This is a genomic window from Micromonospora endolithica, from assembly GCF_003626595.1.
Taxonomy (GTDB): Bacteria; Actinomycetota; Actinomycetes; order Mycobacteriales; family Micromonosporaceae; genus Micromonospora; species Micromonospora endolithica.
In genome coordinates this window covers 151407-175049 of the sequence record NZ_RBAK01000009.1, presented here as the reverse complement: position 1 = coordinate 175049, position 23643 = coordinate 151407, and the positions used below count along the sequence as shown (strand labels likewise).

General features: G+C 73.5%; 18 protein-coding genes. 6 read left to right on the top strand and 12 right to left on the bottom strand.

What is annotated here, in order from left to right:
• Nucleotides 1-132 precede the first annotated feature (132 nt).
• The 8 genes from D7223_RS22240 to D7223_RS22200 form a co-directional block, all read right to left on the bottom strand.
• Entirely contained in the window at nucleotides 133-1296 is a 1164-nt protein-coding gene (locus D7223_RS22240) for an acyl-CoA dehydrogenase family protein (RefSeq protein WP_120730357.1), read from the bottom strand.
• Nucleotides 1293-3287: an acetyl/propionyl/methylcrotonyl-CoA carboxylase subunit alpha gene (locus tag D7223_RS22235; RefSeq protein ID WP_120730356.1), complete on the bottom strand. Its 1995-nt coding sequence runs from the start codon at nucleotides 3285-3287 to the stop codon at nucleotides 1293-1295. The genes D7223_RS22240 and D7223_RS22235 overlap by 4 nt, the downstream gene beginning before the upstream one ends.
• A gap of 70 nt (nucleotides 3288-3357) precedes the next feature.
• The gene (locus D7223_RS22230; RefSeq protein WP_120730355.1) at nucleotides 3358-4959 is read right to left on the bottom strand and encodes an acyl-CoA carboxylase subunit beta; all 1602 of its coding nucleotides are present in this window, start codon (nucleotides 4957-4959) and stop codon (nucleotides 3358-3360) included.
• Entirely contained in the window at nucleotides 4960-6087 is a 1128-nt protein-coding gene (locus tag D7223_RS22225; protein ID WP_120730354.1) for an acyl-CoA dehydrogenase family protein, read from the bottom strand. It lies immediately after the preceding gene.
• A 3-nt stretch (nucleotides 6088-6090) separates the two neighbouring features.
• Entirely contained in the window at nucleotides 6091-7824 is a 1734-nt protein-coding gene (locus D7223_RS22220; protein ID WP_120730353.1) for an acyclic terpene utilization AtuA family protein, read from the bottom strand.
• The gene (locus tag D7223_RS22215; protein ID WP_120730352.1) at nucleotides 7821-8624 is read right to left on the bottom strand and encodes a TIGR03084 family metal-binding protein; all 804 of its coding nucleotides are present in this window, start codon (nucleotides 8622-8624) and stop codon (nucleotides 7821-7823) included. Before D7223_RS22215 ends, D7223_RS22220 begins: the two co-directional genes overlap by 4 nt.
• A gap of 29 nt (nucleotides 8625-8653) precedes the next feature.
• Nucleotides 8654-9268, bottom strand: a complete 615-nt coding sequence (locus tag D7223_RS22210) for a TetR/AcrR family transcriptional regulator (protein ID WP_120730351.1) — start codon at nucleotides 9266-9268, stop codon at nucleotides 8654-8656.
• A 1021-nt stretch (nucleotides 9269-10289) separates the two neighbouring features.
• Nucleotides 10290-10967 carry a Crp/Fnr family transcriptional regulator gene (locus tag D7223_RS22200; RefSeq protein WP_007073398.1) on the bottom strand — a complete coding sequence of 226 codons (678 nt, stop codon included), beginning with the start codon at nucleotides 10965-10967 and terminating at the stop codon, nucleotides 10290-10292.
• 220 nt (nucleotides 10968-11187) lie between these two features.
• Here D7223_RS22200 and D7223_RS22195 point away from each other — a divergent pair, with 220 nt between their 5' ends.
• The 6 genes from D7223_RS22195 (at nucleotide 11188) to D7223_RS22170 (ending at nucleotide 16535) form a co-directional block, all read left to right on the top strand.
• Entirely contained in the window at nucleotides 11188-11850 is a 663-nt protein-coding gene (locus tag D7223_RS22195; RefSeq protein WP_120730349.1) for an adenosylcobinamide amidohydrolase, read from the top strand.
• Between the two features lie 56 nt (nucleotides 11851-11906).
• Nucleotides 11907-13070: a CapA family protein gene (locus D7223_RS22190; protein ID WP_120730348.1), complete on the top strand. Its 1164-nt coding sequence runs from the start codon at nucleotides 11907-11909 to the stop codon at nucleotides 13068-13070.
• 38 nt (nucleotides 13071-13108) lie between these two features.
• On the top strand, nucleotides 13109-13918 hold the full coding sequence (gene nth, locus D7223_RS22185; RefSeq protein ID WP_120730347.1) for an endonuclease III: 810 nt from the start codon (nucleotides 13109-13111) through the stop codon (nucleotides 13916-13918).
• Nucleotides 13915-14571 carry a TlpA family protein disulfide reductase gene (locus D7223_RS22180; protein ID WP_120730346.1) on the top strand — a complete coding sequence of 219 codons (657 nt, stop codon included), beginning with the start codon at nucleotides 13915-13917 and terminating at the stop codon, nucleotides 14569-14571. The genes nth and D7223_RS22180 overlap by 4 nt, the downstream gene beginning before the upstream one ends.
• Nucleotides 14568-15260: an NUDIX hydrolase gene (locus D7223_RS22175; protein WP_120730345.1), complete on the top strand. Its 693-nt coding sequence runs from the start codon at nucleotides 14568-14570 to the stop codon at nucleotides 15258-15260. The genes D7223_RS22180 and D7223_RS22175 overlap by 4 nt, the downstream gene beginning before the upstream one ends.
• Nucleotides 15261-15356: 96 nt before the next feature.
• Nucleotides 15357-16535: a MarP family serine protease gene (locus tag D7223_RS22170; RefSeq protein ID WP_120730428.1), complete on the top strand. Its 1179-nt coding sequence runs from the start codon at nucleotides 15357-15359 to the stop codon at nucleotides 16533-16535.
• Between the two features lie 10 nt (nucleotides 16536-16545).
• Here the strand turns inward: D7223_RS22170 and D7223_RS22165 are convergent, their stop codons facing one another.
• The 4 genes from D7223_RS22165 to eccCa all read right to left on the bottom strand — a co-directional run bounded on the left by D7223_RS22165 (nucleotide 16546) and on the right by eccCa (nucleotide 23544).
• Nucleotides 16546-17274, bottom strand: a complete 729-nt coding sequence (locus D7223_RS22165; RefSeq protein WP_120730344.1) for a phosphatase PAP2 family protein — start codon at nucleotides 17272-17274, stop codon at nucleotides 16546-16548.
• A 53-nt stretch (nucleotides 17275-17327) separates the two neighbouring features.
• Nucleotides 17328-18122, bottom strand: a complete 795-nt coding sequence (locus D7223_RS22160; protein WP_120730343.1) for a phosphatase PAP2 family protein — start codon at nucleotides 18120-18122, stop codon at nucleotides 17328-17330.
• A gap of 53 nt (nucleotides 18123-18175) precedes the next feature.
• On the bottom strand, nucleotides 18176-19522 hold the full coding sequence (gene mycP / locus D7223_RS22155; protein WP_186832319.1) for a type VII secretion-associated serine protease mycosin: 1347 nt from the start codon (nucleotides 19520-19522) through the stop codon (nucleotides 18176-18178).
• A gap of 74 nt (nucleotides 19523-19596) precedes the next feature.
• A complete protein-coding gene (gene eccCa / locus D7223_RS22150) occupies nucleotides 19597-23544 on the bottom strand; it encodes a type VII secretion protein EccCa (protein ID WP_120730341.1) in 3948 nt (1315 codons plus the stop codon).
• Between the last annotated feature and the right edge of the window lie 99 nt (nucleotides 23545-23643).

Sequence of the window (23643 nt, the reverse complement as noted above, 5' to 3'; positions counted from 1 at the left end):
ATTGACCCGGTGCCTCGACATCGGCTGTCATGGAACACCGCGGTCTATCCCACCGAGCAGATGGCACGGATGCCGCAGTTCGCCCGGTTCGACGCTCCCGCGGGCGAATAGGTCGGGTCGATCATCCGAGGTTCAGTAGGACTTGTCCTGACCGAGGACGTGCTGGGCGACGAAGTTGAGGATCATCTCCCGGCTGACCGGGGCGATCCGGCCGGCCCGGACCGCGCCGAGCAGCGTGGCCACCCCGTACTCGGTGGTCATGCCGGCCCCGCCGAGCGCCTGCACGGCGGTGTCCACGGCGAGCGCGGCGGCCTCGCCGGCCGCGTACTTCGCCATGTTGCCGGAGACACCGGCCTCCAGGTCGCGGCCGGCGTCGTAGAGGGTGGCCGCCTTCTGGATCATCAGGCGGGCCAGTTCCACCTGCACGGCGGCGTGCGCCAGGGGATGCGACACGCCCTGGTGGGAGCCGATCGACCGGCCGCCCCACACCTTCCGGGTCACGGTGTAGTCCGACGCGCGCTCGATGGCGTACCGGCCGGTGCCGGCGCCCATCGCGGCGACCGTGATCCGCTCCGGGTTGAGGCCGGCGAACAGGGCCGGCAGGCCGGCGTCCAGGGACTCGCCGACCAGCGCGTCGGCGGGCAGCCGCACGTCGTCGAGGTAGAGCAGGAACTGGTTCTCCGGGGACAGGATCTCCATGTCCAGCCTGGACTTCTCCAGGCCGGGCGCGTCGGTCGGCACGATGAACAACGCCGGCTTGAGCTTCCCGGTGGCCGAGTCCTCGGTGCGCGCCACGACCAGGACGAACTGCGCCTCGTCGACGCCGGAGATGTAGACCTTGCGCCCGGAGACCAGCCAGTCGTCGCCGTCCCGGCGGGCGACCGTGCCGAGCCGGTGGAAGTTCGACCCGGCGTCCGGCTCGGTGATCGCGAAGACGATCTTCTGCGAGCCGTCGGCGAGACCGGGCAGGTGGCGCTTGCGCTGCTCGTCGGTGCCGTGCTTGTTGATCACCGTGGCGGCGATGGCCGGAGAGACCACGAGCAGCAGCAGGGGACAGCCGGCAGCGGCCAGTTCCTCGCAGACGATCGCCAGCTCGGTGATGCCGCCACCCCCGCCGCCGTACTCGGTGGGGATGTTGACGCCCAGGTAGCCCAGCCGGCCCGCCTCGTCCCACAGCTCGGTGGTGTGCTCGCCGGCCTTCGCCTTCTGCACGAAGTAGCCGTGGCCGTACTTGCGGCCGAGCGCGCGTACGGCATCGCGGAGCTGGTCCTGCTCGGGCGTGAGGTCGAAGTTCATGACGGTGCCTCCTCAAGGGGGGTGACCACGGCGAGCACGGCACCGGTGTCGACCTGACCGCCGGCCGGGACCGGCAGCTCGGCGACGATGCCGTCGGTCGGGGCGAGCACGGGGTGTTCGAGCTTCATCGCTTCCAGGGTCAGCAGCAGGTCACCGGCGGCGACCCGCCGGCCGACCTCGACGTGCACCCGGGTCACCGCGCCGGGCAACGGCGCGACCAGCGACCCGGCGGCCAGCTCCGCGGTGGGCAGGGGGAGGCGCGGCAGCTCGGTGAGGCTCGCCGCCCCGCCCGGGCCGTCCACGAAAATCTCCGAACCCTGACGGTGTACGCGGTACGCCCGCCGCACCCCGTCCACGTCCAGCACGACCCGCTCCGGGTACGCCTCGACCAGCGCCACGGTGGCGTCGCTGGACAGGTCCGTGGACCACTCGGCCACGCCCCCCGAGCGGTTCAGGCGGTAACGGACCTCGATCTCGTTACCGTCCGGTCCGGTGAAGCGGGTGACCTGCGGGAACGCCGGTACGTTGCGCCAGCCCGACGGCAGCCCGGCCAGCACCGGCGCCGAGGCGCGGCGGCCGGCGGCCGAGGCGAGCGCCGCCGCCAACGCGACCAGGGGGACCTCCTCGGCCGGCAGCAGCGGCTCGAAGACCTCGGGGTGCCGGTCCAGGAAACCGGTGTCGATGTCGACGGCCCCGAACTCGGGGCTGCGCAGGACACGGACCAGCAGGTCCCGGTTGGTCGCCACGCCGTGCAGCTCGGCCCGAGCCAGCGCCCCGGCCAGGGCGCGGGCCGCCTCGGTGCGGGTGGCCGCCCAGGCGACCACCTTGGCGAGCATCGAGTCGTAGTGGATCCCGACCACCGAGCCGCCGACGACACCGGAGTCCAGCCGCAGTCCGGCCCGGCCGAGGTTGGCGAACTCGCGGTCGACGCCGGGGATCGCGAAGCGGTGCAGCGTGCCCGTCGCGGGGCGAAAGCCCTGCGCCGGCTCCTCGGCGCAGAGGCGCACCTCGATCGCGTAGCCGCGTACCGCGACCGGGCCGCGGAGGTGCTCGGGCAGCGGCTCGCCCTCGGCGACCAGCAGTTGCAGCCGAACCAGGTCCAGCTCGCCGAGGGCGACCAGCTCGGTGACGGGGTGCTCCACCTGCAGGCGGGTGTTCATCTCCAGGAAGTAGACGTCGCCGTCCGGCGCGAGCAGGAACTCGACCGTGCCAGCGCCCACGTAGTCGACAGCCCGGCCGGCCGCCTCCGCCGCGTCGTGCAGACGCTCCCGCACCTCGTACGGGAGCACCCCGGGGGCCTCCTCGACGATCTTCTGGTGGCGGCGCTGGATCGAGCATTCGCGGACGCCGAGGGCGGCCACCGTACCGTGGGTGTCGCCGAAGATCTGCACCTCGACGTGCCGGCCACGTTCGACGTACCGCTCGATGAAGACCGTGCCGTCGCCGAACGCCGACGCCGCCTCGCGGCGCGCCGAGGCCACCGCCTCGGGCAGCCCGGCGGCTTCGCGGACCACGCGCATGCCGCGCCCGCCGCCCCCGGCGGACGCCTTCACCAGCACCGGGAAGCCGGTGACCTGGTCGGCGCTGGTCCAGGTGGGCAGCATCGGCACGCCCGCCTCGGCGAGCAGCGACTTCGCCGCCATCTTGTCGCCCATCGCGGCGATCGCCTTGGCGGGCGGCCCGACCCAGGTCAGTCCGGCGTCGGCGACTGCCGTGGCGAACTCGGCGTTCTCCGCGAGGAAGCCGTAGCCCGGGTGAACGGCGTCCGCGCCGGCCTTGCGGGCCGCGTCCAGGATCAGGTCGATCCGGAGGTACGTCTCGGCGGGCGTGTTCCCCGGCAGCCGGACGGCCCGGTCGGCCTCGGCGACGAACGGCGCGTCGGCGTCGGCGTCGGAGTGCACGGCGACGGTCTCGATGCCGAGCATGCGGCAGGTGGCGAAGACCCGGCGGGCGATCTCGCCCCGGTTGGCCACGAGAAGTCTGGTGATCATGGTCGCTGAGCCTGCCTTTCGTTCGCGACTGCGGGACTCCGCTTCGCTGCGTTCCTCGCGCTCACCGTGATCACATCCGGAAGACGCCGAAACCGTCGGCGCCCCTCACCGGTCCGTTGTGGATCGCCGACAGGCACAGGCCCAGGACGGTCCGGGTGTCCCGGGGGTCGATCACCCCGTCGTCGTAGAGCCGGCCGGAGAGGAAGAGCGCCCCGGACTGGGACTCGATCTGCTGCTCGACCATCATTCGCATCGCGGCGTCGGAGTCCTCGTCGTAGTCGCGGCCCCGGGCGGCGGCGGCCTGCCGGGCGACGATCGACAGCACGCCCGCCAACTGCGCCGGACCCATCACCGCCGACTTGGCGTTCGGCCAGGTGAACAGGAACCTCGGCTCGTACGCCCGGCCGCACATGCCGTAGTTGCCGGCGCCGTACGAGGCGCCCAGGTTGACCGTCAGGTGCGGCACCTTCGAGTTCGATACCGCGTTGATCATCAGTGCGCCGTGCTTGATGATGCCGCGCTGCTCGTACTCGGTGCCGACCATGTAGCCGGTGGTGTTCTGCAGGAAGACCAGCGGGGTGTCGGCGGCGTTGGCCAGCTGGATGAACTGGGCCGCCTTCTGCGCCTCCGCGCTGAACAGCACGCCCCGGGCGTTGGCCAGTACGCCGACCGGGTACCCGTGCAACTCGCCCCAACCGGTGACCAGTGCGGTGCCGTAGCCGGGCTTGAACTCGTCGAACTCGCTGCCGTCCAGCACCCGGGCCAGCACCTCGCGCGGGTCGAACGGCACCTTGAGGTCGCCGCTGGCGATGCCGAGCAGTTCCTCCGGGTCGTACTTCGGTGGTTGCGGCACCGGATTGCGCGGCGGCGGGCCCTGCTTGCGCCAGTTCAGCCGGCGTACGCACTGCCGGGCCAGCCGGATGCCGTCCCGCTCGTCCTCGGCGAGGAAGTCGGCCAGGCCGGACGTGGTGGCGTGCATGGCCGCGCCGCCCAGCGACTCGTCGTCGGCGTCCTCACCGGTGGCCATCTTCACCAGCGGCGGGCCGGCCAGGTAGACCTGCGACCGATCCCGGATCATGATCGTGAAGTCGGACATGCCCGGCACGTACGCGCCGCCGGCGGTGGCGTTGCCGAAGACCACGCTGACCGTGGGGATCTTCTCGGCCGAGAGCCGGGTCAGGTCGCGGAAGACCCGGCCACCCGGAATGAAGATCTCCGCCTGGGTGGGCAGGTCCGCGCCGGCCGACTCGACCAGGTTCACCATCGGCAGCCGGTTGGCCAGGGCGATCTCGCCGGCCCGCCGGGTCTTCGCCAGCGACCACGGGTTGACCGCGCCGCCGCGTACGGTCGGGTCGTTGGCGACGATCAGGCACTCCACGCCCTCGACCACCCCGATGCCGGTCACCACGCTGGCACCGACCGGGAAGTCGGTGCCGTACGCGGCCACCGGGGACAGCTCCAGGAACGGACCGTCCGGGTCCAGCAGCAACTCGATCCGCTCCCGGGGGAGCAGCTTGCCGCGCTTGTGATGCCGGGCCACGTACTTATCGCCGCCGCCGGCCCGGGCCTGGTCGAGCGCGGCGTCCAGCTCGGCGAGGCGTTCCCGCAGGGCCTCGCGGTTCGCCGCGAAGGCCGGCGCCGACGGGTCGATCGTGCTGTCCAGTGTGGTCATCTACAGGCCCATGCCCTTCGCGATGATCTCGTTCATGATCTCGGTGGTGCCGCCGCCGATGCCGAGGATCCGGGAGTCCCGGTAGTGCCGCTCCACCTCGGCGTCCCGCAGGTAGCCGAAGCCGCCGTGCAGTTGCAGCGCCGCGTCGACCACCTCGGCGCACGCCGCCACCGCCACGTTCTTCGCCATCGCCACCTCGGTCACCACCGGCTCGCCCGCGGCGACCCGGCCGGCCACCTCGTGCACGTACGCGCGGGCCGACTCGGCGCGGGTGTGCATCTCGGCCAGCCGGTGCCGGACCAGTTGACGGCTGGCCAGCGGGCGGCCGAACGTGGAACGGTCCCGGCACCACCGGGTGGTCAGCTCCACGCAGCGCTGCGCGGTCGCGTACGCCTGGGTGGCCAGGGAGAGCCGTTCCGCGGCGAAGTGCTGCATGATCGCCAGGAAGCCGGTGTGCTCCTCGCCGACCCGGTTGGCCACCGGCACCCGGACGTCGACGAAGGACAGCTCGGCGGTGTCCGAGCAGTGCCAGCCGAGCTTCTCCAGCCGCCGCCCGACGGTCAAGCCGGGCAGGCCCTTGTCGATCACCAGCAGGGAGAGCCCGCTGCCGGTGGACACCGCGGTGGTCACGAAGTCGGCCCGGATTCCGCTGGTGATGTACGTCTTCGACCCGTTCACCAGGTAGTCGTCGCCGTCCCGGCGGGCCTTCGTCCGGATGCCGGCCACGTCCGAGCCGCCGTCGGGTTCGGTGACCGCCAACGCGCCGATCGTGGTGCCGGCGAGCGTGGGCCGGACGTACCGGTCGATGAGATCGCCGTTGCCCGAGGCGAGCACGTGCGGCAGCGCGATGCCGTGCGTGAACAGCGCCGCGACCAGACCGGACGAGCCGCCGGAGCGGATGATCTCCTCGGTCACCACGATCGAGTCGAGCAGGTCGCCGCCGCTGCCGCCGACCGACTCTTCGAAGCCGACGCCGAGCAGCCCGACCTTCGCGGCGGCGGCGTGCAACGCCCGGGGCACCTCGCCGGCGCGCTCCCAGCCGTCCAGGTGGGGCAGCACCTCACGGGTCACGAACGATCGGGTCAGCTCGCGCAGCTGCCGCCGTTCCGGGGTGTCCACGATGGTCATCGCTCACTCCTCGGCCGGCAGGTCGACGATCCGCGAGCGGAGCAGCTCGCCGAGGGCCTTGGCCTGCGGGTCGAACCGGGTGGACGCGGCCACCCCCTGCCCCAACAGTCCCCGGATCACGAAGTTGACCGCGCGTAGGTTCGGCAGCTCGTACCGCTGCACGGTCAGCGTCCCGGTCTCCGGCAGCAGTTCGGCCAGCCGCTCGACGGTCAGCCAGCCGCGCAGCCAGGCCCAGGTCGCGTCGGTGCGCGCCCAGACGCCGAGGTTCGCGTCGCCGCCCTTGTCCCCCGAGCGCGCCCCGACCAGCTCGCCGAGCGCCCCCCGCCGGGTGGGATGTAAGGACGAATGGGCCGGGGGCGCTCCGGCGCAGCAGGCGCCGCCGGCCTGTTCGGAAGGGACCCCTTTTAACGCCTGGTGTTGTACAAGGGGCCCTTCCAATCGCGTCAGCGGCTCCGTTGTCGTGGGCGGGGCGATCGGCACGCGTACCCCGTCGGGCAGCACCGCGACGTGCGCCACCTCGGCCTGCGGCACCACGTCGGCGGTGAACACCCCGTAGGGCGTCGCGTCGCCGGGCAGGGTGGTCAGCGTGCAGCCGGGATAGGAGGCCAGCGCCAACTCGACCGCGGCGGCCGAGAACGCCCGCCCGGCCCGTGCCCGGTCACCGTCGCGCAGGTGTACGTGCAGCAGCGCGCTCGCCGTCTCGGTGTCGGTCGCGTCCACATGGTCGGTGCGGGCCAGGGTGAACTCCAGCCCGTCCTTGCCGACCGCCTCCTCGATCTGGCCCCGGACCAGGGCTGCCTTCGCGGGGATGTCCAGCCCGCAGAGGACGAACGTCATCGAGTTGCGGAAGCCACCGAGGTTGTTGACGCCCACCTTGAGGGTGTCCGGCGGGGGAGTGCCGCGGATGCCGTCGACGCGTACCCGGTCCGGGCCGTCCTGGGCGAGCCGCACGGTGTCCAGGTGCGTCACCACGTCCGGCCCCAGGTACGCGGGCGCGCCCACCTCGTACAGCAGTTGCGCGGTGACCGTCTCGACGGTGACCGCGCCCCCCGTGCCGGGGTGCTTGGTGATCACCGAGGAGCCGTCGGGGTGGAGTTCCGCGATCGGGAAACCGGGCCTATGCCCGCCGTCGGGCAGTTCGGTGAAGAAGCTGAAGTTGCCACCGGTCACCTGCGCTCCGCATTCCAGCAGGTGTCCGGCCACGGTCGCCCCGGCCAGGGCGTCCAGGTCGTCGCGCCGCCACCCGAAGCGGGCGATCGCCGGACCGACCACCAGGGACGCGTCGGTGACCCGGCCGGTCACCACCACGTCCGCGCCGGCGTCCAGGCAGGCGGCGATGCCGAACGCGCCGAGGTAGGCGTTGGCGGTCAGCGCGTCCGGCCGGGCCAGGGCGTCGCCCTCGACGTACCCGATCCGGGCCTCCAGGCCCAGCCGCGCGGCGAGTGACCCGATCGCGGCGGCCAGCCCGGCGGGGTTCAGGCCGCCGGCGTTGGTCACCAGCCGGACACCCCGGTCCAACGCCGTGCCGAGGGCGCTCTCCAGTTGCCGGAGGAACGTCTTCGCGTACCCGAGTGACTCGTCGCGCATCCGGTCCCGGCCAAGGATGAGCATGGTCAGCTCGGCCAGGTAGTCACCGGTCAACACGTCCAGGTCGCCGCCGTCCAGCATCTCCCGCCAGGCGGTCGCCCGGTCCCCGTAGAAGCCGGACGCGTTGCCCACCCGCAGGACGCCGCTCATACCGGCGCCTCGGTGGCGCCGACGGTCCGCGGCGCCCGCCCGGCACCGGGCGGGCCGGCGAACGCCTGCGCGACGTCCAGCCACGCGTCGGCGACCGGGCCGGTGGCGACCAGGGCCAGGTCGTCGCGGTGCCGCCGCTGGGTGACCAGCAGGCAGAAGTCCAGCGCCGGTCCGGTGACCCGGTCGGTGGCGTCGGCCGGGCCGTACGCCCAGGTGTCTCCCTGGGGTGCGGTCAGCTCGACCCGCATCGGCGCCGCAGGCACCGCACGGCCGTGGGCGGCGAAGCCGTGCCCGAGGGTACGGAAACCGAGGTGCGCGACATGCCGCAGCCGGGCGGTGGCCGGCCGGATGACGCCGAGCGCGTCGGCGATGTCCTCGCCGTGCGCCCAGGTCTCCATGATCCTTGCGGTGACCATGGAGGCGGGTGACATCCGGGTGCCGTACCAGGGCACCTTCTCTCCGGGCGGCGCGGCGGCCAGCACGGCGGCCAGAGCGGTCCGGCCGGTCCGCCACCTCGGGAGCAGTTGCGCGGGTGGGCCGAGGAACTCCGCCGCACCGTCGTCGACCAGCCGAGCCGGGTCGGGAGCGGAACTGACCGAGGCGTAGAACGACTCGGTGTCGGTGACGGCCAGCAGCGCCACGTGGTCGGTCCAGGTCAGGTGCGCGATCTGGTGCCCGACGGTCCACCCCGGTGCCGGGGTCGGTCGGTCCCAGTCCGCCGGTGGCCGCCCGGCCACCAGGTTGTCCAACTGGCCGGACTCCTCGGCCAGGTCCGCGAGCAGATCCTTCAGGTCGACCATGGTGCCTCCGGCGGCTCGGCGGTGGTCAGTCAGGGGTTTTCCGGGGCGAGCACGGTGGCGAGCTGGCGCTTCCAGGTGTGCAGTAGGGCGGACCGGCGGGACGAGTCGTCGCTGAGCAGGTTGGCCACACCCAGTCCGCGCAGCAGGTCGAGGGTCGCCTGCACCGCCTCGCGTACGCCCGGCCGGCGCTCGTCCACGCCGAGCAGGCCGACGGTGAGCCGGTGCATCTCCCGCCCGACCCGGGCCTCCAGCGGCACCAGGGCCTCGCGTAGCTCCCGGTCGGTGCGGGCAGCGACCCATAGTTCGAGGGCGGCGACGAAGAGTGGCCCGGTGAAGGCCGCCCCGAGGAGGTCGATCACGCGGTCCAGGCGCTGTGGCCCGGCCGGCAGCGCCTCCGCCTCGGTACGCAGTTCCTCGGCCCGCCGCTCGGCCAGGTGTGCCACCGCGGCGGTCACCAGCGCCGCCTTGGTGGGGTAGTGGTGCAGCTGCGCACCCCGCGAGACGCCGGCCCGCGCCGCGACGACGGTGGTGGTGGTGCCGGACCAGCCGTGCTCCACCAGGCATTCGACGGTCGCCTCCAGCAGCCGGGCCTGGGTGGCGCGGCTGCGCTCCTGCTGCGGTACGCGGGTCGGTGCTACGGACACGGCAACAGCGTGCCGCCCTCGAAACAAACAGTCAAGCCTGACTTTTTCGGAGCCCGCGAGCGGCGGCCCCCTCCCGTCCTTCCCCTCCGGCCCCTCGCTCCCGGCCCTCCCGTTCCTGGCCTTGGCGTTCCTGGGCCTTGCGTTCCTGGCTCTTCCGTTCCTGGCCCTTGCGTTCCTGGCCTTTCCTTCCTGGCCTTTCCTTCCCGGTCCTTCCGTTCCGGGCGGCACAGTTGCTCGGGACGCTTTCGAGCTGATGTCGTTGATGACTCACGGCTCCGGACCCGCGGCGCCGCCGGCGGTGGCCGCGATCCGGCGGCCGCCGTGCCGGTACGTGATCCGGCGGTGGCCCGGGCGGTGGCGTGGTGTAGCGGTGGCCGGGCGGTGGCGTGATCCGGCGGTGGCCCGGGCGGTGGCGTGGTGTGGCGTGGCCGGGCGGTGGCGTAGTGGCCCGAGCGGTGCCGTGGTGTGGCGGTGGCCCGCGCGATGGCGTGGTGTGGCGGTGGCCCGGGCGGTGGCGTGGTGTGGCGGTGGCGTGGTGCGGCGGTGGCCCGGGCGGTGGCGCGATCCGGCGGTGGCCCGCGCGGTGGCGTGGTGTGGTGGCCCGGGTGCGGTGGCGCGGTGCGGTGGTGGCGCGGCGTGGTGGTCCGGCGCCGGACTCTCGCCGGGGCCGGGGCGCGTTCGGTTCCGCCGCACACTGGTCGAGCCGGGGCGCAAGCCGTCGCCTCCCGGCCCGATGACATCGATGACTCAGCTCGAAAGGGCTGCTGGCGCGCATCGTCCTGCGGGCCCGCCGCGCTCCGGGAGGAGGGCTGTGACACCCCGGGAACGTCCACAGGCGGAGGCGTTGCCGGGGGTGGAAGCGATGTCCGGTGCGGAGGAACCCAGGGGGGAGCGGGCAGCGCCGACCGGGCTGGGTGACCCGCCGGGTCCGGGTGCGGTGCCCAGGCCGGACGGGTGCCGCAGCGCGGAGCGGCCCGGACCGCCGTCGGGCGATCCGGGCCGGAAAAGCCGGGCGTACGGGTCAGACGCGGGCGCGGCGGGCCAGGCGCTCCGGGTCGAGGATGATGATGCTCTTGCCATCCAGCCGCAGCCAGCCGCGCGAGGCGAAGTCGGCCAGGGCCTTGTTGACGGTCTCCCGGGAGGCGCCGACGAGCTGGGCGATCTCCTCCTGGGTGAGGTCGTGGGTGACCCGCAGGACGCCGCCGTCCCGGGTGCCGAAGCGGCCGGCCATCTGGAGCAGGTTCTTCGCGACCCGGCCCGGCACGTCGGTGAAGATCAGGTCGGCCAGCGAGTCGTTGGTCCGGCGCAGCCTGCGGGCCAGCACCCGCAGCAACTGCTCGGCGATCTCCGGCCGGTTGTTGAGCCACGGACGCAACGCCTGCTTGCGCAGCCGCACCAGACGGGTGTCGGTCACCGCCGTGGCGGTCGCCGTCCGCGGTCCGGGGTCGAAGAGCGACAGCTCGCCGACCATGTCCGACGGTCCCATGACCGCGATCAGGTTCTGCCGGCCGTCCGCCGCCCGGCGACCGACCTTGATCTTGCCGGACAGCAGGATGTAGAGACTGTCGCCGGGCTCGCCCTCGTTGAACACGACCTCGCCCTTGCGGACCTCGATCGTCTCCATCTCCTTGGCGAGCGCCTCGGCAGCCTCCGGGTCAACGCCCTGGAAGATCCCGCTGCGGGCCAGTACCTCATCCATCGCGCACCTCCGGTCGCGCGGTGCCGTCCGTCGGCCGGGTCCGCCGTCCGCTGATCCCTTCGCGCGCCGCCAAGTCTAGGCCCACGTGAGCAGGAATCGGAGGTGCACCCCTGGAATCTTGATCGTTGGGCGTAACCCGCCCGACTCCCGCCGGCGGTACGATCTCGCGCCCGACCGGGTGCCGGCGGGCCGGTAAGCGCGCAGGTCGTAGGGTCACCACGTGCTGAACGACCCGCTGCTGACCACCCGCCGCGAGGACGGGCGGGACGTCCCGCTGCTGGTGTGGCGCACCGTGCGCCCGCTACTGACCGTGAGTTCCGGACCACTCGGCGGTGGGCTCGGCCCCCGAAGTTGGGTGGTCAACGCGACGGTGCCGATGTCGTACGACCGGGACGACCCCGCGGACCACCTGACCGACCTGGCCGACCAGCTCGGCCTGGACGGACCCGGGGTGGGCCTGCTGACCGGCGTGGACGTCGCCGAGGTGGTGGCCCGCGCGGACGGCGGCGTCAGGGTCTGGACGACCGTCGGGCTGGGCACCCCCGTCCCGGCGGCGGCCCCCGCGCCGGTCGCGCTCGCCGAGCGGGTCGGCACGGTCAACATCGTGGCGTACGTGCCGGCCCGGCTCTCCGCCGCCGCGCTGGTCAACGCCGTGGCCACGGCGACGGAGGCGAAGGTCCAGGCCATCGCCGCACTCGGGCTGCCGGGCACCGGCACCCCGACCGACGCGGTCACCGTGCTCTGCCCGGCCGAAGGGCCGGAGGTGGCGTACGGCGGACCCCGCTCGGCCTGGGGCGCGCCGCTCGCCCGCGCGGTGCATGCGACCGTGACCGCCGGCGGCGCCGGCACCGTGATCCCCTGGTCCGACCGACCGGCCGGCTGAATCTCGACCCGATCGGCTCTCGTGGGCGCGTCGACCAGCCGGTAGGGTCGCGGGCGATGTACTCTGCCGCTCCCTTCCTGGTCCGTCCGCGTCGCCGCCTGGCGCTCGCGGCCGGCGTGCTGCTGTCCGTCCTGCTCGCCACCGGGTGCGGCACGGAGGAGCCCGGGGCCGGCGCGGTCTGGCAACCCGGAGCGGGTGGCGGTGGCACCGGCGCCCCGGTCGCCACGACCGGCGGCACCGAGCCGGCCGGCTCGGCGATCTCGATGTCCGCCACCGGCGACATCATCATGGGCAACGCGCCGAACCGGCTCCCCCCGAACGGTGGCAAGGGTTTCTTCACCTCGGTCCGCAAGGCGCTCGCCGCCGACCTGGTGATGGGCAACCTGGAGGAGCCGCTGACCGTCGACACCGGCACCGGCAAGTGCGGCGCCAACTCGACCCGCTGCTTCCAGTTCCGGGCTCCGCCGGAGTACGCCGCACACCTGCGCGACGCCGGGTTCGACCTGCTCAACCAGGCCAACAACCACGGCTACGACTACGGCCCGAAGGGCTACGAGAACACCCAGGCCGCGCTGGAGAAGTACGACCTCGCGCACACCGGGGCGCCCGACCAGATCACCGTGGTCGACGTCAAGGGCGTCAAGGTCGCCGTGGCCGGCTTCTCGTCCTACGTGTGGTCCAACCCGCTGACCGACATCGCGGCGTCGAAGAAGGTCGTCGCCAAGGCGGCCGGGATGGCCGACCTGGTGGTCGTGCAGGTGCACATGGGCGGCGAGGGGGCCGACAAGACGCGGGTGAAGCCGGGCACCGAGATGTTCCTCGGCGAGAACCGGGGCGACCCGGTGAAGTTCTCCAAGGCCATGATCGACGCCGGCGCGGACCTGATCGTCGGGCATGGCCCGCACGTGCTGCGCGGCATGGAGTTCTACAAGGGCCGGCTGATCGCCTACAGCCTGGGCAACTTCGCCGGCGGGGGCAACTCCCTCAGCAACAACGGTCGGCTCGGCTGGGGTGGCGTGCTCAAGGTGTCGCTGAAGCCGGACGGCACCTGGGCCGGCGGATCGTTCGTCTCGACCTTCATGAACTCCTCCGGCAAGCCGACGATGGACCCGGACGATCGGGGCCTCGGGCTGATGCGGCAGTTGACCGCCGACGACTTCCCGAAGTCCGGGGCGACGTTCGACGACTCCGGCAAGATCAGCCCACCCGCCGCCGGCTGAACCGGCTCCCGGCCGGGTGTGGCCCGGGCGGACGGTCGGTGCGGCGACGTAGGCTGGCCGGCGTGACGACCAGCTCCACGCGCGCCGACGAGACCGACCTCGGGCGTACCCGCCGCGCCCGGCGGATCGGCCGGGCGCTGACCGAGACCCACCCGGACGCACACTGTGAACTCGACCACTCCAGTGCCCTGGAGCTGGCCGTGGCGACGATCCTCTCCGCGCAGTGCACGGACAAGAAGGTCAACGAGGTCACCCCGAAGCTCTTCGCCCGCTACCCGACCGCGGCCGACTATGCCGCCGCCGACCGGGGCGAGATGGAGGAGCTGATCCGGCCGACCGGGTTCTACCGCAACAAGACCGACTCGCTGATCAAGCTCGGTCAGGCGCTCGTCGAGCGGTACGACGGTCAGGTCCCGGGCCGGCTGGTCGACCTGGTGACGCTGCCCGGGATCGGCCGCAAGACCGCCAACGTGATCCTCGGCAACGCCTTCGGCGTCCCCGGCATCACCGTCGACACCCACTTCCACCGCCTCGTGTCTCGGTGGCGGCTGACCACCGAGACCGACCCGGTGAAGATCGAACATGCGATCGGCGCGCTGTACCCGAAGCGCGACTGGACCATGCTGTCGCACCGGATCATCTTCCACGGCCGGCGCGTCTGCCACGCGCGCAAGCCCGCCTGCGGCGCGTGCACCCTGGCCCGGCTGTGCCCGTCGTACGGCACCGGTCCCACCGAGCCGGCGGCGGCGAAGCTGCTCAAGGGCCCCCGCGCCCGGGACCTGGCGGTCGCCGCCGGGGTGGACCCGGATCTGGTGCCCGCCCAGGCCGTCGTGGCGGACGTGCCATGAGGAAGCGGCTCGTCCTGCTGCTCGTCCCGGCGCTGCTCGCGGTGGCCGGCTGCACCGCCGACACCGACACCGACACCGGACCGGCGACCACCACCCGGGAGAAGGCGGCGAGCAGCCGGCCGTCACCGTTCGCCGACTGCGCCGATCTCGGCACCCCGCCGGCCTCCGCCGACCTGGCCACTCCGCCGTCCTCCGCCCTGCCCGAGTCGTCCCGGGTGCCCGGCGTCGGGAAGGCGCTGCCCGAGCTGACCCTCACCTGCTTCACCGGCGGCGACGCGGTCGCCCTACCGGACCTGCGCGGTCCGGCGGTGATCAACGTGTGGGCGTCCTGGTGCCCACCCTGCCGCAAGGAACTGCCCGCCTTCCAGCGGCTCAGCGAGCGGACCGCGGGCCAGCTGCGGGTGGTCGGCGTCAACAGCCGGGACGGGCGCGGGGCCGCGCAGTCCTTCGGCGAGGACTTCGGCGTCCGCTTCCCGATGCTGTTCGACCAGGGTGAGGCGTTCCAGCGGGCGTTGGAACGCAACGCGATCCCGCTGACCGTGCTCGTCGACGGGCAGGGCATCGTACGGCACGTCGACGCCTCGGGCGCACTGGACGACGCCCGCCTGGCCGAGCTGGTCCGGCGGCACCTGGGTGTGGCGGTGCCGGCGTGAACCGGCGGCCGCCGGGCTGGATCGAACCCCTGCTGGCCCGGCTCGGCAGCGCGCGTACCGAGGACTTCACCCGGCTGGCCACCCCGGAGACGGGCGGCCGGGAGAGCGCCGTGCTGGTGCTCCTCGGTGAGGAGCCGGGCGTCGGTCCCGACGTGCTGATCCTCCAGCGGGCCGCCACCCTCCGCAACCACGCCGGTCAGCCGGCCTTCCCCGGCGGCGCGGCCGACCCGGAGGATTCCGACGCCTCCGCCACCGCCCTGCGCGAGGCGAACGAGGAGGTAGGCCTCGACCCGGCCAGCGTCACCGTCCTCGCCGAACTGCCGAGGCTCTGGATCCCGGTCAGCGACTTCGTGGTCACCCCGGTCCTCGCCTGGTGGCACACGCCGCACCCGGTGCACCCCCGGGAGCCGGCCGAGGTGGCGCACGTGGCCCGGTTGCCGGTCGCCGAGCTGGTCGACCCGGACAACCGGATGCGGGTACGCCATCCCAGCGGCTGGATCGGCCCGGCGTTCTCCGCCCGGGGGATGCTGGTGTGGGGTTTCACCGCCGGGGTGCTCTCCACGCTGCTGGAGATGGGCGGCTGGGCCCGACCGTGGTCGCGTGGCCGGGTGGTCGAGCTGCCGCCCACCGGCGCCGACCCGGCACCGTCGGCCGGCACCGACCAGGTGGACGAGACCCCCGTGCGCTGAGCCGATCCCGCCGTGGTGATCCCGATGCGCTCACCTGACGGTCACCTTCCGCAAGCGATGGTCATCCGATCGGCCGTCTGCCCGTACGCTGGACGGGTGTCCGCCGTGGATCTCGTACTGCTACTGCTCATGCTCGTGTTCGCGATCAGCGGATACCGTCAGGGCTTCGTCATCGGGGTGATGTCGTTCTCCGGGTTCTTCCTGGGCGCCCTGATCGGATTGCAGCTCGGCCCGTTGCTGGCCCAGCAGTTCGTGGACAGCGGCACCCGGGTGCTGATCTCGCTGGTCACCGTCTTCGGCCTGGCGGTGGTCGGTCAGGCACTGGCCGGCTGGCTCGGCTCCCACCTGCGCAAGACGATCACCAGCGAGGTCGGGAAGCGGGCCGACGACGTCGGCGGCGCGTTCGTGTCGCTCTTCGCGGTCCTGCTGGTCGCCTGGCTGGTGGCGGTGCCGCTCGGCTCGTCGTCGCTGCCGTGGCTGGCCTCCTCGGTCCGCAACAGCGCACTGCTCACGGTGGTCGACCGGGTCCTGCCCGACCAGGCGCAGGAGTTGTCCACCGCGCTGCGGGACACGGTGGACACCAACGGTTTCCCGGACGTCTTCGGTGACCTGGCGCCCACCCGGGCCCGGCAGGTCTCCCCGCCCGACCCCGCGCTGGCCGGGTCCCAGGTGGTGGTCAACAGCCAGCGGGCGGTGGTCAAGGTGCTGGGTTCCGCGCCCAGCTGCTCGCGCCGGATCGAGGGCTCCGGCTTCGTCTACGCCGACGACCGGGTGATGACCAACGCGCACGTGGTGGCGGGCACCCGCTCCACCGTCGTGGAGCTGAACGGCGACCGCTACGACGGCAAGGTCGTCGTCTACGACCCGGACCGGGACCTGGCCGTGCTCCACGTACCCGGCCTGCCCGGCCCGTCGCTGCGGTTCGCGGCCGGCAACGCGGGCACCGGCGCCGACGCGATCGTGCTCGGGTTCCCGCTGGACGGCCCGTACGACGCGCAGTCGGCGCGGATCCGGGACGTCGACCGGATCACCGGCCCGGACATCTACGACGGCGGGAAGGTGACCCGGGAGATCTACACGATCCGGGCCCTGGTGCAGAGCGGCAACTCCGGTGGACCGTTGGTCTCCTCCAACGGCCTGGTGCTGGGGGTGATCTTCGCGGCGGCGGCGGACGACCCGAACACCGGCTTCGCGGTGACCGCCGCCGAGGCCCGGCCGGTGGCGCTGGCCGGTGCCGAGCGCACCCGGGCGGTCCGCACCGGCGAGTGCACCTGACCGGTCGCCGTCAGGATGCCGCCGGCTGCCCCACGACGCCCCGGTCGGCGTCCGCCGCCTGGCCCGGCGACAGCATGGACCGACCCCAGCGGATGCCGCGGTCGAGGAAGGCGCGCGCCATGATCAGCACGCAGGTGCCGCCGTTGACGAACGACGCGACCACGTCGCTCGGGTGGTGCATGCCCCGGTACATGCGGGTGAGCGCGACGCCCACCGGCACCAGCAGGAGCAGGCTGCCCCAGGCCACCTTGGCCGGCGTGCTCCGAGCCCGCAGGACGAGCAGCAGCCCGATGCCGAGGTAGAGCGCCACCGCCGCGGAGGTGTGCCCGGACGGGAAGCTCGACGTGGGCGGGGAGACGTCCATCTGCTCGACGGCCGGGCGACGTCGGTCGATCGCCATGGTGGTCAGCAGGAAGATCAGCGCCTGTGCGCTCACCGCGGCGCACAGGAAGAGCGGCTCCCGCCAGCGGTGCAGCCGCAGCCGGAGGAACAACGCCACCAGCACGGTCACCACGACGATCATCTGGGTGCTGGCCAGCGTGCTGAAGACCAGCGACACGTCGTTCCAGCCGGACGTACGCTCGGCCGCCAGCCCGCTGTTCACCCCGGGCTCCAGGGTGAAGGGCCAGGACCCGGCGAAGACGCGGGTGACCAGCATCCCGAGCGTCACCATCACGGCGAGCAGGAGCGTCACCGGCAGCAGAACCCGTCGTAGACCCTGGAGCACTGTGGAGGACATGGCGCAGCCTGTACCCGCCCGGTGACCGGCGCACGCCCTGTCCGGGCCGTCGCTCAGCCGAACCGCCGCGGGGCGTCCCTCTCCCCGGGGTCGCCCCCGTCTCCGGTGACCCGGACCGGGGGCAGGTCGACCCGGTGCCGCCAGGTGGTGAAGGCGGCGGTAGTGGCGGCCACCACCGCGGCGCCGAGCAGCCAACCGCCCATTACGTCGCTGGTCCAGTGCACGCCCAGCGCTACCCGGGTGAAGCCGGTCAACCCGACCAGGACCAGCGCGGCCACCCAGAGCGCGACCCGGCGGGCCGGCGCCACGGCGGACGGCAGGAAGACCACCAGTAGCACGCCGGCGGCCAGCGCGGCGTTGAGCGCGTGGCCGGAGGGGAACGCGTAGCCGGTCGCGTGGGCCACCGGGTCCAGCAGGTCCGGTCGGTCCCGCCCGACGAGCAGCTTCAGCAGCGGCCCGAGCAGCCCACCCACGACCATGGTGACGGTCACCCAGAGCGCCAGCCGACGGGCCTGCCGGCGTACCAGCCAGACCACCAGGACCAGCGCGGCCACCCGCAACGGCAGCGGGCCGAACACGTCGGTCCAGACGTTCAGGAAGCGGGTCCAGCCCGGCCGGTCGAGCGCCCAGCCGTGCAGACGATCGGTCACCGTCGCGTCCCAGCGGTGCAGGGGCGACGAGGAGCTGAGGACGAACAGGGCCAGCAGCGCGAACGGCACGAGGACCAGGAAGGCGCCCGCCGCGGCCAGGGTGAGTCGCAGGCCGAGGGAGTGGTCCGGGTCGAGACGGCGCCGCGGCCACGAGGACCGGGTCCCGGGCGACAGCGTACGAGGGCCGGACGAACTCATGCCAGCCGTTCTACCCCCGCCGGGGCCGGATCAGACCCGGACCCGGGAAACCCTCAGCGATTCCACAGGCGGAACCGGCGTACCACCAGCGCGGCACCGGTCAGCAGCGCCACCAGTACCGCGATCCCGGTCCAGAAACGTGCCGGGCCGGCCGCGTCCTCGGCCCCGGCCGGCTGCGCCGACCACCGGGTCTGCTGCCGGGGGGCGGTCAGGCCCAACCCGTCCCGGTCGGCGCCGGCTCCCTCGGCCTGGCCCGAGCCCGGTGCCGGGCCGAACCCGATCACGCCCGGGGAGGTCTGGTCGTCCAACGGGTTCCGGCCGACCGACGGCACCTCGCCGTCCAGTGCCGCCACCGGGTCGACCAGGCCGTACCCGTAGCGGTCGTCGCGACCGGTGGGACCGATGTCGCGGGCGGTGCTGAGCAGCCGGTTGACCACGTCACCGGCGGGCATCTGCGGGTAACGGGCCCGGATCAACGCGGCGGTCGCGGCCACCAGCGGCGCGGCGAAGCTGGTGCCTTGCACCCGCCAGTACCCGTCCTTCGGGCGCGCCCCGACCAGGCCGGTGGCGGGGGCGGTGAGCACCGTCGCGCGACCGGTGATCGCGCCGGACCACAGGTTGTCGCTGGCCCGTTCCAGGCCGGATACCGCGACCACGCCCGGCTCCCGGGCCGGGTACCACACCCTCTTGTCGGACGAGGTCGCCACGTTGCCGGTGCAGGCGACCACCACGACGTCCCGGGCGAAGGCGTAGTCCAGGGCGGCGGCCAGCGCCGGGCTGTCGCTGCTGCCGCCCAGCGAAAGGTTGATCACGCGGGCGCCGTGGTCCACGGCCCAGCGCACGCCCTTGGCGACGATCAGGGCGTCGTCGTAGCGGTTGGCCGCGTCGAGGACCCGGACCGGCAGGATCCGGGCGTCGGGCGCCAGCCCGACCACGCCGCGCTTGTCGTCGTTGCGTCCGGCGATCAGCCCGGCCACCGTGGTGCCGTGCCCGACCGGGTCGACGTCGGTGGTGCCCTCGGGGGAGACCAGGTCGAGACCGGGCAGCACCTGCCCGGCCAGGTCCGGGTGACTCCCGTCCACCCCGGAGTCGATCACCGCGACGATCACGCCGGCTCCCGTCGAGGTGCGCCAGGCCGTCTCCGCCCGCAACTCGTCGATCTGCCACTGTTCGTCGCGGACCTGGTCCGGGCGGTCCCGGCCGTCCGGCGCCGCGGCGAACCCCCCGGCGGCGACCTGCTCCACGGCCGGTGGGGTGGCGGCTGCCGGGGCCGCGGCTGCCGGGGCACCCGCACCGGCCACCGACACCACGGTGGCCGCCACGCCGATCAGCGCCCGGACGGCGAACCGTCGAGCCATCGGCGGAGCGCTGTGCCGCACCCTGGTCACATTCCCAGCCATTCGTCACGACAGAAAACCGACGATGGGAGATTACCGGTTCCGGACCGCCCAGCGGGGCGTTCGCGGAACACCGGTCACACTGGCGGCAGATGGGCCAGCTGCACGAGGCGTACGCCCTCACGCCGTGTGACCAGTCGACCCCGCCCCGGCGGCAGTGGGCCCGGGCGGACCGGACCGACCAGTGCTCCCTCGTCCGGGCTGCCCGCCATCACCAGCCCGGCTGTCGACAGCTCCCGCAGCCGTTGCACGATCGGCTCGTACTGGGCCCGCCCGGCACCGCCGGACCGCCGGGCGAGCACCAGGTGCAGCCCGACGTCCCGGGCGTGCGGGAGGTGCTCCTCCAGCGCCCGCAGCGGGTTGGCCGGGCCGCTGGCGACCAGGTCGTAGTCGTCGACCAGCACGAACAGTTCGGGACCGGTCCACCAGGACCGTTCCCGTAGCTGCGCCGGGGTGACCTCCGGACCGGGCAGGCGCCCCTGGAGATAGCCGGCGGCCGACTCGATCAGGTCGGTGGTGTGCGCGGCGGCGGTGCCGTACCCGATCAGGTGGTCGGTGGTGATCGTGTCCATCAGGCTGCGCCGGTAGTCGACCAGGATCACCCGGGCCCGAACCGGAGTGAACCGGGTGACGATGGAGGTGGCCAGCGCGCGCAGGAACGACGACTTGCCGCACTCCGCGTCACCGAACACCACGAAGTGCGGCTCGGTGGCGAAGTCCAGGAACACCGGGCGCAGGTCGGCCTCGGCGATGCCGACCGGCAGGCGCAGGCCGGTCGTCGCGGTCAGGTCCAGGTCGGCGTACGGCAGGACCGGCGGCAGCAGGCGCACCGGTGGGGCGGTCGGCCCCGGCCAGCCCCCGGCGGCCTGCTTGACGAGGTCGGCGGTGTCCCCGCCGGAGCCGGCGAGCTGCGGCAGCGCGGTGAGGAAGTGCAGGCTCTCCGCCGTGACGCCCCGGCCGGGTGTCTTCTCCGGCACGTTCGCGGCGGCCCGCCGGGCGACCAGCGAGTCCGACGGCTCACCGAGGCGCAGCTCCAGCCGGGAGCCGAACAGGTCCCGGATCGCCGGCCGGAAGTCCAGCCAGCGCACCGCGGTGGCCACCACGTGCACCCCGTAGGACAGCCCCCGGGTGGCCAGGTCGGTGATCAGCGGTTCCAGGTCGTCGTACTCGCCGCGCAGCGTGGCCCAGCCGTCCACCACGAGGAACACGTCGCCGAACGGGTCGTCGGCCGGCTGCCGGGCACCGGCGGCGCGGCGCTGCCGCCACGCGGCCATCGACTCCACGCCCAACTCGGCGAAGCGGCGTTCCCGGTCGGCCAGCAGGGTGGCGACCTCACCGACCGTACGCCGGACCGCCGTCGGGTCGGTGCGGCCGGTGACCCCGCCGACGTGCGGCAGGTCGCGCAGCACGGCCAGTCCGCCGCCGCCGAAGTCCAGGCAGTAGACCTGTACCTCGGTCGGCGTGTGGGTGAGTGCCAGCGCGCAGACCAGCGTGCGCAGCGCGGTCGACTTGCCGCTCTGCGGCCCGCCCACCACGGCCACGTGCCCGGCGGCGCCGTCCAGCGCCAGCCAGAGCAGGTCCCGCCGCTGCTCGAAGGGCTTGTCCACCACCGCCACCGGCACGCCGAGCGCGCCGTGCAGCTCAGGGTTGCCGAAGCAGAGGCCACGCGCCGGGTCGACCCGGACCGGGCCGAGCAGCTCGTCCAGCGCCGGTGCCGGGCCGAGCGGTGGCAGCCACACCTGGTGTGCCGGCGGTCCCTGGCCGGCCAGCCGGCCGATCAGCAGGTCCAGCAGGCTGGTGCCACCGTCCTCGTCGGCCGGCGGGAGGGCCGGCGGCCCGACCGGTTCCGGCACCGGCACGTGATGGGTGGTGAAGGTGAGCAGCCGTGGTGCCCCGGTCTCGCCGGTGCCCGGTGCCACGCCGCGCCGGCGGACCACCCCGGAGACGTACGCGGCCCGGAAGCGCACCAGCGGCTCGGTGCCGAAGCGCAGGTAGCCGTGCCCCGGGGAGCGGGGCAGCTCGTGCGCGTCGGGCACCCCGAGCACCGTCCGGGACTCCAGCGCCGAGAAGGTCCGCAGCCCGATCCGGTACGACAGGTGGGTGTCCAGTCCACGGAGCCGGCCCTCCTCCAGGCGCTGGCTGGCCAGCAGCAGGTGCACGCCGAGCGAGCGGCCCAACCGGCCGATCTGGACGAAGAGGTCGATGAAGTCCGGCTTGGCGGACAGCAGCTCGGAGAACTCGTCACAGACGATCAGCAGCGACGGCAGTGGGGCGAGCGGGGTGCCGGCGGCCCGGGCCCGCTCGTAGTCCCGCACGCTGGCGAAGTTGCCGGCCCGGCGGAGCAGCTCCTGGCGGCGGACCAGCTCCCCGTTGATCGCGTCGACCATCCGGTCCACCAGCGGCAGCGCGTCGGCCAGGTTGGTGATCACCGCGGCGGTGTGCGGCAGCCGGTCGAAGGAGGCGAACGTCGCCCCGCCCTTGAAGTCGACGAGCACCACGTTGAGCTGCTCCGAGCTGTGCGTGGCGGCCAGCCCGAGGATCAGCGTACGGAGCAGCTCGGACTTGCCCGAGCCGGTGGCGCCGATGAGCAGGCCGTGCGGACCCATCCCGTCCTGCGCGGACTCCTTGAGGTCCAGCTCGATGGCGCCGCCGTCGGTGCCCACCCCGATCGGTACCCGGAGCCGCTCGCGGGGCGGTCGGGGCAGCCAGCCCTGCTCCGCGGTGAAGCTCTCCGGGTCGCCGATGCCGAGCAGCTCGGGCAGGCCGAGGTCGGCGCCCGGGGCCGCGTCGATCCCGGGTCCGGTGGCGGCCAGCCGCAGCGGGGCGAGTCGCCGGGCGACGGCCTCCGCGTCGGCGACGTCGAGCTGGTCCGGCGTACCGACCTCGGCGTGTCCCTCGGCGGAGTGCGAGTGCAGCCGGCCGTGCCGCAGTTCCAGCAGCAGGGCGAAACGGTCGAGCAGTCGCGGGGGCGGGGTGTCCAGGTCGAGGACGGTGACCGCGTCGATGCCGCTCTCCCCGGTCAGGTCGGTGGCGCCGGTCAGGTCGCCGCCGTCGAGCACCACCACCACGTGGGGACCGTCGGTGGCCGGTCCGGCCGGACTGAACCGGGACCGGCTGGCCAGGACCTCGTCCAGCAGCCGCTCCAGCTCGGTGACGGAACTGGTGACCAGCCGTACCGGCCCCAGCGCGTCGGCGCGGACCGGGTGGTGGGCGTGCGGCAGCCACTTGGCCCACTCCCAGGCGGCCCGCCGTTCCGGCCCGGCGCAGACCGCGACGAGCAGCTCGTCCGGGGCGTGGAAGACGGCCAGCTGGGTGAGTATCGCGCGGGCCAACGCCTGGGCGGCGGTCGAGCCGGTGCCGGGCGTCGCGTCCCGGACGAAGACCCGGGCGAAGCTGCGCAGGGACAGCGCCACCGGCAGGTCGGGCACGACCGAGTACGCGTCCAGGAAGCGGCGCAGCGCCCCGGCGGTCATCGGCTCCAGCTCCTCCAGCGGGCGGGTGACCGGCGGGACCAGCGGGGTGGCCAGGGTCTGCGGGCCGACGCCGACCCGGACGACGGCGAAGTCGGGGTCGTTCGGGCGGCGTTCCCACACCCGGTGGCTGTCCACGGTCGACCAGAGCCGGCCCGGGTCCGGGTGCCGGTAGTACAGCCCGGCGCGCTGCCGGCCGGCGGTCTCCCGGACCCGCCGGCGCAGCCCGGTGAGGTGCCGCAGGTATTCCCGGCGGGCGGCCATCATCTCGGACTTCTTCGGGGTGCCCGAGGCGCTGCCCCAGGAGGTGAACAGCATCGCCAGCGAGGAGAGCCCGAACATCCCACCGACGACGTAGGAGTAGGCCCCGCCGCCCCGGCCGAACATCATCGCCATCGCCACCGTGCCGCCGAGCATCGGCAGCACCATCAACATCTGGTGCCAGCGCCCGCCGGTGACCGGCGGGATCTCCGGCGGCGCCTCCACCGGCAGCTCGCCGACCGGTATCTCCGGTGCCGGCCGGCGCGGCGGTCGCCTGATCACGACAGTGGACACTCGACCTCCCGACAGCGCTCAGTAACCCGAGCCTGGCTCATGGTAGGTAAAGTCCTGTCGTCCGGATACCCACCTACCCCGCTCGATATGGAGGTCGGT